The organism is Synechococcus sp. WC101 (assembly GCF_047461555.1).
GTDB lineage: Bacteria > Cyanobacteriota > Cyanobacteriia > Thermostichales > Thermostichaceae > Thermostichus.
Window position 1 is genome coordinate 1 of the sequence record NZ_JANSHG010000100.1, and the last position, 9,548, is coordinate 9,548.

Annotated in this window: 9 protein-coding genes and 1 pseudogene; 5 read left to right on the forward strand and 5 right to left on the reverse strand. The window is 57.0% G+C overall.

Annotation, left to right across the window (positions count from 1 at the left end; all coding sequences use genetic code 11):
• The 3 genes from NW809_RS08090 to NW809_RS08100 all read right to left on the reverse strand — a co-directional run.
• A partial coding sequence (locus tag NW809_RS08090) for a dynamin family protein (protein WP_414401904.1) occupies positions 1–2,583 on the reverse strand: 2,583 nt, incomplete at its 3' end.
• Between the two features lie 114 nt (positions 2,584–2,697).
• Entirely contained in the window at positions 2,698–3,357 is a 660-nt protein-coding gene (locus NW809_RS08095) for an SDR family oxidoreductase (protein ID WP_414401905.1), read from the reverse strand.
• Between the two features lie 175 nt (positions 3,358–3,532).
• Positions 3,533–4,585, reverse strand: coding sequence for a CsgG/HfaB family protein (locus NW809_RS08100; RefSeq protein ID WP_414401906.1), 1,053 nt, complete (start codon positions 4,583–4,585; stop codon positions 3,533–3,535).
• Positions 4,586–4,908: 323 nt separating this feature from the next.
• Here NW809_RS08100 and NW809_RS08105 point away from each other — a divergent pair, with 323 nt between their 5' ends.
• From NW809_RS08105 to NW809_RS08125, 5 genes are all read left to right on the forward strand, one after another.
• Positions 4,909–5,091, forward strand: coding sequence for a 50S ribosomal protein L32 (locus tag NW809_RS08105; protein WP_011430004.1), 183 nt, complete (start codon positions 4,909–4,911; stop codon positions 5,089–5,091).
• Between the two features lie 94 nt (positions 5,092–5,185).
• Entirely contained in the window at positions 5,186–5,584 is a 399-nt protein-coding gene (locus tag NW809_RS08110; RefSeq protein WP_011430003.1) for a J domain-containing protein, read from the forward strand.
• A 127-nt stretch (positions 5,585–5,711) separates the two neighbouring features.
• A complete protein-coding gene (locus tag NW809_RS08115; protein ID WP_041438969.1) occupies positions 5,712–5,975 on the forward strand; it encodes a DUF3143 domain-containing protein in 264 nt (87 codons plus the stop codon).
• A 6-nt stretch (positions 5,976–5,981) separates the two neighbouring features.
• A complete protein-coding gene (gloB, locus tag NW809_RS08120; protein ID WP_011430001.1) occupies positions 5,982–6,740 on the forward strand; it encodes a hydroxyacylglutathione hydrolase in 759 nt (252 codons plus the stop codon).
• Positions 6,741–6,910: 170 nt separating this feature from the next.
• A complete protein-coding gene (locus NW809_RS08125; RefSeq protein ID WP_414401907.1) occupies positions 6,911–7,981 on the forward strand; it encodes an EAL domain-containing protein in 1,071 nt (356 codons plus the stop codon).
• Here the strand turns inward: NW809_RS08125 and NW809_RS08130 are convergent.
• A complete protein-coding gene (locus NW809_RS08130) occupies positions 7,932–9,122 on the reverse strand; it encodes an MFS transporter (protein ID WP_011429999.1) in 1,191 nt (396 codons plus the stop codon). The two genes, NW809_RS08125 and NW809_RS08130, sit on opposite strands and share 50 nt — an antisense overlap.
• A 41-nt stretch (positions 9,123–9,163) precedes the next feature.
• Positions 9,164–9,430: pseudogene (locus NW809_RS08135) on the reverse strand (DUF190 domain-containing protein); the annotation flags it as partial.
• Positions 9,431–9,548: the final 118 nt, after the last annotated feature.

Genomic DNA, 9,548 nt, shown 5'->3' on the forward strand with positions numbered 1-9,548 from the left:
CTGATCAATCCATCCTCCTTCCGAAGTTGGTTTGCTAAGTGCTGCTATTGTACCCCTTGAGCCCTTAACAGGCTGTATGCTGTCCAGCTCAGGGAAAATCTTGCCTAAGTCAGAGACCTCATCACTTGGCCCGCTTTTGCTGGCTGGCTGCTCGGGAGAACTTGCTGAGGTGTCGGCTGATTCGCCGGTCAAAGAAGGCTTAGGTACAGAAATCAAGGGCAAAAGTTCGCGACCTAAGCCCATAGCCTGTAAGCATAGGTTGATCCCAGAAACAGCTTGGTTGTAGCTATCGATCTTTGCTTCTAGATCCCTTAGACGCTGTTGATTTAAGGCAATTCTTTCTTCTGCTTCTTTCCTAAGCGTCGCCTCCATAAATTGCTTTGCTTCGGGATACTTTTGCAGAATTTCGTTAGCCACTTCCTTAGCAACGGGCAAGAGCTGAGTCTTGAGGGTATTGTTGGTTTCTTGCCGGAAGTTAGAGCGTATTGTCTGGACGACTTTGGGCTCAAAGTCAAGCTTGAGCAATTGCCGGATCCCGGGCTCGGCATCTCGAATAGCCGAAATATCGTAGGACTGAGACGTTTGCTTCAGAACTTCCCGGAACTGATAGATTGAGAAAGTACCCTCATCATAGAAACGAGGACTTTCTCTTAGATACCGATCGCACTCCTTACGAGCACCGCTGACTAATGCAGTGCGAACTTTTTCCCTAACCTCTAGTAGTTTCTTCTCTAGGTCACCGTCGGATCCCAGTAGGCGAAACAACTGCTTGTAGTAGTCTGCACTGCGTACACGATCGATAAGCCGGCGAAAGGAGTTCTCTACAACTGTGGTGGCAGACTCGACCAGTATATCCTCTAGATGGTTTGACAGGTAGTAAAGGGCTTCAACCAGGACAGCCAAAAAGGGAGCTGTGGAGTTACGGTGGTGGATGCAGACAGCTTGGCTATAGGCATTGTCTACTGAAAATGTGTCCAGAAGCTCATCCAGCCTGCGCACCATCTTGGCCTGCAGCTTTCGAAAGTCAGACTCAAACTCTTTATCTGTTCCGTCAATAATCTCGTTGACCATAGTTTGAATATGTTCGTCGAACTCTTGACCAATTTTATTCAACTGCTGGTTAATGAGCATTAACTCATGGGCAATCATGCTGTCAACTTCTCTCGGCTGGCTATCCAAGTCTCCATAAAGATCTATATAGGACTTTCTGAGCTCAATACACAGAGGCTGCAGGTCATCGGCAAGAGCTATAAACAACTGCGGTCGCTTTTCTTCCGTCAGATAGCGAGTAATCCCACTGCGGAATTCTTCTATGCCGCTATCCTTGATCATGTACTCAACTAGGGGCATGCCCCACTCGTTTAGAATTCGAATGTAGTTATCGATAGGAGTCTCATAGCCATGCACGGAAGGGCGGAAGGGGGATCCAACAAGTCTTCCTGAAGAGCTGCAGTACTTAACAAACTCGCTAATAAACTGAGGTGTTTGCTCTCTGCCACCCAGCTCCTTTATACTTTCCGAAAAGATGGTATCGAGGCCAAACCTCGTTTCTCGAGTCGTTGCCTTGATCTGCGAGCCGTAGAAGCCCAGCAGGGCGCTGGTTTTAAATAGGCGGGCTTGGCGAAACTGTTGGTCAATGATAGCCTCTAATCTCTGCCTTAGCTGGGAGTTGTACCAAGTTTCATCAATGCGGTTGAACACGTAAAAAACTCGATCCCGAATGCTGTCGCTGCTCTGGATGTGCTCAATGAGTTCTGTTTCTTCTTTAGTCAGCTCACCCGTAGTAGCACACTTGAGGACGCAGACAACTGCGGAAGTGTTTGGATCGGCAATTTTTTGATAGGTGCGCTCGGCGTCCGCTTTAACCGGAGCATCGATTCCAGGGGTATCGACAATAACGTTTCCGTCTTCTAATAGAGGATGATGGCAGTAGTACTCGATCTTCCGCAGAACTGCACTATTGGCACCGCGCCGGGCAAAACTGGCCGCTTCTCTTAGGTTGCCAAGGTTAAGCTGTTCCATCGAGAAGACTCTGTTTTCGGTTGGGTGAATTCTGGCGCGGTTTTGCTGGAAACCTTCAATTAACAAGCGCAGCGCATCTGCTTGCTTTGCCCGTTCCGACTTGCTTTTGCCGCCCTCTTGGTGAACAATGGCCTCAGCCTGCTCTTTTAGGCGATTGAGTGTGGCTTCCTCTAGGTTGTTGCCACTGGGCAGGGCTAAGCCCAAGCGAGTGCAGAAGGCAGCCATCTGTTCCTGTACCTGGTGCTCGCTGAGGAAGGTGAGTACTACCCTCTCGGCGGCAGGCTCTGCATAGGAGATGTAGCACTCTGTCCCTGTGGCGTGTCCTTCGGCGCTGTAGAGAAGCTCCCTTTCTAGCAAAGCGTTGATCAACATCGACTTGCCGGCGCTAAAAGCACCGGCGAAGACAATCTCAAAGGTTGGGGAAATAGCCTTGCTCAGCGAAGCTTGAATTCGGGTTGTATCTTGCTTTCCTGAAAGGGTGGGATCCTGCTGCCAGAGGTTTAGAATCGTTTCAACGTGCTCCCGTAAGTTTTCGCACTGAGGCAAGAGTTGCACAGCCATCTCAGGGATCTCCGCTAGGGCTGGGGAGATTATAACGCCCTCAGCCCTAAGGGGAAGGTTCTCATGCTACTTTTCTTCAGATAAGGCACCCTTTGATGGCTAACAGCACAGAACCTAGCTTGCCAGGGCAAAGAGGTCGCTCCACTCGCGGTTGGGAACGCCGGGCTTGGCGATGATCTCCAAGATGCGGTTTTTCGCTGCCGGTTGAAACAAGCTTTCGACAGCTACCTGGGCAACTTTGATGCGAGGGACGCTGCCCTCAAAGAGGGTATCGGCCTTGGAGAGGACAATGCCATCTTCGTTGTCCTGGTTTTTCAGGCCCCCTGGCCGAATGATGGTGTAGGTGAGGCCGCTTTTTTGCAAGTACTCTTCGGCTTGCTTTTTCCAGACCAAGATTAGCCAAAACAAATTGAGGGGGTGGAACAGCCGAGAAACACACAGGGAGGAAATTAAAACAAAGTGCTGGATCCCTTTGGCTTTGGCTACATCCACTAAGTTTTTGGTGCCCACATAGTCCACTCGGTAGGGCTGCAAGGGATCCCAACTGGGCCTGGCTCCCGTAGCACAGAGCACCACCGTGCATCCCTCCATGCCAGCCTCCAGCGTGGTCGGATCCAGCACATCCCCCACCACCACTTCCGCTTTGGGGGGCAGAACCTGAGCAGCCAACTCGCGGCTGCGCACCAACGCCCGTACCGGGATGCCGCGATCCACTAGCTCTTTGACAATACGCCGCCCCGTTTCTCCCGTAGCCCCTGCAACAAAAGCTTTCATCCTTTCCCTGCCAAGCTGCTCTGATTGCCCGTAGCTGCCCAACTTCTGGGCTAGCCTTGCTAACTATCTTCTCAGAGTTTGCCTAAACCGAGGTAACGGAAGCAGTTAAGCTTCAGGCCCAGCCTGGGAAAAAATGCTGAAAACTTTGAAAGCAACTTTAGGTTGTTTTGAAGTTTCACTTCAGGGGCTTGGCTACGTCTCCGACCTTAAAGCCGGAGCCGCTGAGAATGCGGCCAACACTGGAGGCCGTGTCCACCTCTGTCAGTTGGATCTGCCCGGCTGGCTCGGTCAACTTGCGCAAGACTGCTCCTGTGGCCGGATCCTTAACCTCGCGGACAACTCGCTCCACAGAAAGGATCAATCCCACGCGGTAGCCGTCGCGGCTGCCCTTGTTCAAAATCACCTGGTTGCCGTAGACATCGGCCACTAGGGCATCAACCGTTGGCAAAGAGCGGGGCTGGGCCGCTAAGCGTTCGGCAAAGCCAGCCAACTGCTGGGCAATTTGCTCCACCGCCTGTTGGCTGGCCAAAACCAGCAGCTTCTCTTCATTGCTGGTAGCAGATCCGCCGCCAAAGCCGGCCACTGCAACCGTGCTATCCGACTGGCTAGCGTTGCCTTTGCCCTCAACCACGGCTAAGATCTCGGCAGTGCTGGTGCTCACCAGGCGGGCGTTGAGCTGCACGTTGGCATCGACGTCCACCGACTCAACCCCCACTGCCAGCGGAAAGTTGCCAAAAGGGGTTAGAACCGGTGCCCCCCCTCCAGAACGACGCACTGCTACATCAAACTGGGTTACACTGCCGAGGATCACGGCATCGACTCCTAGGATGCGGCCCACCTGAGCAGCAGTGTTGGCGTCCAGTAGCCCAGATCGACCCAGGTTCTGCTCGGCCAAGACTGCATCTAGCCGCGAGCGCTCGATGACGGAAAAAGTGCCATCTCTCACCAGCCGATCCACCAGCAGATCGCTCACCCCCCGGGATGCCTCGCGCAGGCTGTAGGAATTGCTGAGGCTGCTGAAATCAAAATCCAAAACCGCAACGCGCGGGCGAGTGGTGGGTTGAGGCGCTTGTCCTACCTGGCTGGGGGCAGAGAGATTGCAGCGAAGGTCTTGGGGAAACTTCTGGCACAGCTCCGGATTGGTGGATTGGGCAGCCACCGGGATCCCCATCCAACCCAAGCTCAGCAGCGGGATCCCGAACAGCAGAATGGAAGAGAGGCTGCGCATGGTTGAGCGATCTCTTAGATCGAAGAGGTGGCCACAGTCCATTCTCAGCTTGCACCCAAAAGCGGGGCGGTGACCGGCATCACCTGGGCGCCTGTTCCCAGAAGATGTCCTATACTCTACCGATTCCAAGGCCATTGGGAGAAGGGATTGAGAAGGTTGGCACAGAGGAGTTGACAGATCTCAACAGTTAAGACTGAGCAGAGATGCTCGCCCTTTGTGAGTTGCCGGAAAAAGCTTGACCCGCTTTATTGGGCCGGGTTTAGATTGGGATCGAGCGTGCAAACTCAGTGTTAGCCTAGTAAAGCTGTGTTTTTGTACAAGCTATGCCTGTTCCTAAGAAGAAAACCTCCAAAGCCCGCAGTCGCAGGCGGTATGCGGTTTGGCTGGGCAAAGCCAAGCTTCAGGCCCAGCGGGCGATGACCATTGGGCGCGCCATCCTCAGCGGTCGCAACACCGGCTTCTACTACCCCAAAGCCAAGTCGGAAGAAGAGGAGGGAGAAGAATAGGGATCCCCATAGCCGGAAGAGTGGTTTACATTGGGGTCAGGCTCTCTTGAGAGCTGTTCTGCTACCTCCCAGTCTTGGCTGTTCAGCGACTTGCATGCGCTCGTTGACCTCTCTTACCTACTACCAGCGGCTGGGCTTGTCTCCAGGGGCCTCTCCTGAGGACATTCGGCGGGCCTACCGGCAGTTGAGCAAACGCTACCATCCCGACACTTCTCCTCTGGCGCCAGAGGTGGCGATTCGTTGCTTCCAAGAACTCCAGGAAGCCTACCTTGTCCTCAGCAACCCGGCAAAACGGGCCATCTACGATGCCAGCCTGCGGGCGGTGACGGCCAACATGGGATCCCCCGGTGCTGATTCTCTGGAGCTGCGCATGGAAACCCGGCCTCTCTCGGCGGGCGAGCTCTGCGCCCTGCTGCTGATGGGCTCCACCTTCGTGGCGTGTTTGGTGTTGGCGGTTGCTTTGGCCTGGCTACGGGAGGGTGGGGTGGGCTGACCAACTCCGGTTGCTTGTGGATGAGGTTAAGACAAAGCGCTCAGGGCTTCCCATTGATAAGGTGCTTGAATGGAATAGGTTGTTAACTTTTGTTTTGTTCGACGGCTTCTCTGCGCGCCATCTCGCCATGCCTTTGCCTCCTGCAACTACGCCTCTCTACAATCACCCGCTCCACGCCATCGAACGCTGGCTGGAGGATCAGGGCTGCACCCGTGACCCGCAGGATGTGGAGCAGTGGTTTTGCGAGCGGCCCGGCTGGAAAGCCTGCCTGCGCCTGGAGGAGACCAGCATTTGGGTGCGCTATACCTATCCTGATGGCAACACCAAAACTCTGTCTTTTCCCTATTCGCTAAGCCGCCAGGATGTAGAGCAGGCCATTTTTGAGGACTAGCCGGCTATGCGCATTCTGCAACTGCCTGCCCTGCGCGACAACTACATCTATCTGCTGCACGATCCCGAGACGGCCACGGCAGCGGTGGTGGATCCGACAGTGGCCGAGCCGGTGCTGGATAAACTGGCTGAGCTAGGGGCGGAGCTGGTGGCCATCTTCAACACCCACCACCACCACGACCATGTGGGGGGCAACCTGCAACTTTTGGCCCGCTACCCCCGTGCCGTCGTCTACGGCAGCCAGGCGGATCGGGGACGGATCCCGGGCCAGACGGTGGAGCTGCAGGCGGGAGAGACGGTGGCATTTGCGGGCCGGCAGGCGAAGGTGCTGTTTGTGCCCGGCCATACGCGGGGACATGTTGCCTACTACTTTCCCGAAAGCGGGGATCTCTTCTGCGGCGATACCCTGTTTGCCGGGGGATGCGGGCGCCTCTTTGAGGGCACCCCGGAGCAGATGCTGGGATCCCTGGATCAACTGCGGCAGTTGCCGGAAGCCACGCGGGTCTGGTGTGCCCACGAATACACCTTGAACAATCTCAAGTTTGCCCTGACGGTGGATGGGGACAACCCCGACTTGCAGGCGCGCTACCAACAGGTGGTGGCCCTGCGCCAGGCGGGATCCCCAACTGTCCCCAGCACCATCGGCGAAGAGCGCCGCACCAATCCTTTTTTGCGCTGGGATCAGCCGGCTTTGCGGGCGGCTACGGGCGCTCAAGATCCGGTGCGGGTTTTTGCCCGGCTGCGGGGTATGAAGGATCAATTCTAAGGCTGGCCGGAACGCGAACGGGGCCGAGTTGTGATTGGGATCCTGTCCTGACGCTGGGGATTCCCAGTTTGCTTTCCGTAAGATTGGCTTCTTTTTTCGGGAAGGCGGGACATACTGCTAAGTAAGATAGGTAACCTCGGTGGGCCTGCATGGCTACTCCCTAAGCCCCCATGTCTTGTCTTGACTGCCCAGCTCTGCCCACCTTTTTGCAGGAGGCAGGGCGTTTGTTTCTCTGGCTGCCCACTCCTCATACCCACCGGAAAATCTGGCAGGCCCTGGAGGCCAAGACAGAGGTTCCCGTTCAACTTTTGGAAGACCTTGGCCTAGTTGTTGCCATTGCCCAGGGGGCCCTCAAGAAGACCCTGGAGACAATGGCCGAGGTTCTCTCCCAAGAAGAGATGCAGGCCAGCCGCGCCTTGTTTTTGCCTGGGGATAGGGATCCCTGCTGGCAAGATTGCGCCCGGGTGGAGTCGTTGCTGCAGTTGTTCCACCGCACCCAAGCCGAGCTGTTGTTGGAATTGTTGAAGGAAAACCGCCTCACCACCTATTTCCAGCCCATTGTCCGGGCGCGGGATCCCGCTTGGGTGGTGGGCCACGAAGCGCTGGTGCGGGGGTTGGACAGAGAGGGCAAGGTCATTGGCCCGGACTTGCTTTTTGCCACGGCCCGCGAAGCCGGGTTGCTCTATCACCTGGACTTGGCTGCCCGCCGCACGGCCATTGCTGCCGCCACCCAGCACCGCCTCGAGGGGGATCTGTTCATCAACTTCAGCCCCACGGCCATTTACGACCCAGCCTTTTGCCTGCGCTCTACTGTCTGGGCCATCAGCCGCGCCGGGATCCCGCCAGAACGGGTGGTGTTTGAGGTCAATGAATCCGACCGCAGCCCCGATTTGGATCATTTGCAGCGGACTTTGCGGTTTTACCGGCAGGCGGGCTTTCGGGTGGCGCTGGATGACCTGGGCGCCGGCTACGGATCCCTAAACCTGTTGCACCGGTTGCAGCCAGATGTCATCAAGCTGGATAGGGAGCTCATTCGCGGCGTAGATGGGGATCCCTACAAGGCGGTGATTGCCCAAAAGGTGCTGGAGCTGGCCCAAGAGCTGGGGATCGTCACCCTGGCCGAAGGGATCGAGACGGCAGAGGAGCTGCAGTGGGTGCGCGACCACGGGGTGGACCTGGTGCAGGGCTTTTTCATCGCCCGGCCCCAGCCTGTTCCCCCAGGATTAGGATCCATAGGATAGCTGCCCCCACGGCTTGAGCGGCTACTGAGAAGATGACCAAAGCTGGGAGGAAGAGATCGTAGAGCACCCCCATCAGGGCGCTGCCCAAAAACCAGGCCAGGCCGTAGAGGCTGGTAAACAGCCCAAAGGCAAAGCCCCTCGCCTGGGGAGCCACCATGCCGGCTACTGCCGCCTTCATGACCGATTCCTGAGCCCCCAAGCCAATCCCCCAGAGCACTATGCCTACCACCGCCAGCCCGTAGCTGCCGGAAAAGGCCAGCGGCGCAAAACCGGCAGACAGGACCACCGCCCCCAGCAGGCTCCCCAGCCGGATGCGGTCAAACAGCCAGCCACAGCCCAAGGCCGCCAAGGCATCCACCCCCATGGCCAGGGCGTAGAGCAAGGGGATCCCTGCCTCCTCGCTCCCCGACTGTCGTTGCAGATGGAAAGCAATGAGGGGAAAGTCGGCAAACCCCACGGCCACACAGGCCGCTGCTATGAGATAGAGCCAAAAGACCCTGGAAAAGCCTTGTGCTGGAGCGGTTTCCGGCTCCGGCTCAAAGTCGCGCGGGGTGGGATAGAGCCATCGGGCCAGCCCCAGCACCCCCAGCCCCAGGGCCGCCGGGATCCCCAAGGCCAAGAATCCACCCCGGAACCCGTAGCCGGCGGCAACCATCCCTGCCACCAGCAGCGGCCCCCCCACCGCCCCGATTTGATCCAAGGTCTCGTGCAGGCCAAACCCAATGCCCTGGCCCACCTGCAGAGCCGCATGGGAGAGCAACACATCCCGCGGCGGGGTGCGGATCCCTTTGCCCAGGCGCTCGGCCAGCAAAAGCAAAGCGGCCCAAGGCCAACTGTCCACCCAGGCCAAAGCGGGGATCGCCGCCGTGTTGACAACATAGCCCAGGGTGGTGAGCTGCCAGTGCCCTCGACTGGGCCGAGAGGGATCCCTACTGAGCCGGTCGCTCCAGTAGCCCACGCCCAGGCGCAGCCCATAGGCCAACAATTCTCCCCCGCCGGCCACCAGCCCCACCACCGTGCCGCTGGCCCCCAGGGATCCCAAAAAAGCTCCGGAGATGCTGCGGGCCCCCTCGTAGGTGGCGTCAGCGCAGAGGCTGACGATCCCGAGGAGGAAGATAAAGCGCCAAGCAGAATCGGACATAGCCAGCTCCTGAGGACGGGCAATCCAACTGGGGATCGGGACTATGGCTGGGGCTGAGGAGCGTGATGGAATACTTGGACGCTGTGGCAAGTAACTAGACCGTCGCGCACCAGGTTTTTGACATCCGGCAGAAAGGCCTTGATTTTCTCCGGCGTGTCGATAAACGTTACCAAAATGGGCAGATCTGTGTAAAGCTCGAGAAGGTTGCTGCTGCGAATGTGACTGTTGTGGCCAAAGCTGGCAATGGCTCTCACCATGGTACCGCCCGTCATGCCCCGCCGACGGGCCAGCTCCAGCAGAGCCAGGTAGAGAAGCTTATTTTGTCAGTGATCCGACTCGCCAATGTAGATACAGCCTTTTAATTTAAAATAGGGTACAGGTATTCAAGAGGAAGGAGAGAAAGGAATGCCGACTCATTCTTTGGAT

What these genes read in the sequence shown, in the direction of transcription:
- NW809_RS08095 (WP_414401905.1), bottom strand. Translation starts at nt 3,357, where the DNA reads ATGAAAGCTTTTGTTGCAGGGGCTACGGGAGAAACGGGGCGGCGTATT.
- NW809_RS08100 (WP_414401906.1), bottom strand. Translation starts at nt 4,585, where the DNA reads ATGCGCAGCCTCTCTTCCATTCTGCTGTTCGGGATCCCGCTGCTGAGC.
- NW809_RS08105 (WP_011430004.1), top strand. Translation starts at nt 4,909, where the DNA reads ATGCCTGTTCCTAAGAAGAAAACCTCCAAAGCCCGCAGTCGCAGGCGG.
- NW809_RS08110 (WP_011430003.1), top strand. Translation starts at nt 5,186, where the DNA reads ATGCGCTCGTTGACCTCTCTTACCTACTACCAGCGGCTGGGCTTGTCT.
- NW809_RS08115 (WP_041438969.1), top strand. Translation starts at nt 5,712, where the DNA reads ATGCCTTTGCCTCCTGCAACTACGCCTCTCTACAATCACCCGCTCCAC.
- gloB (WP_011430001.1), top strand. Translation starts at nt 5,982, where the DNA reads ATGCGCATTCTGCAACTGCCTGCCCTGCGCGACAACTACATCTATCTG.
- NW809_RS08125 (WP_414401907.1), top strand. Translation starts at nt 6,911, where the DNA reads ATGTCTTGTCTTGACTGCCCAGCTCTGCCCACCTTTTTGCAGGAGGCA.
- NW809_RS08130 (WP_011429999.1), bottom strand. Translation starts at nt 9,122, where the DNA reads ATGTCCGATTCTGCTTGGCGCTTTATCTTCCTCCTCGGGATCGTCAGC.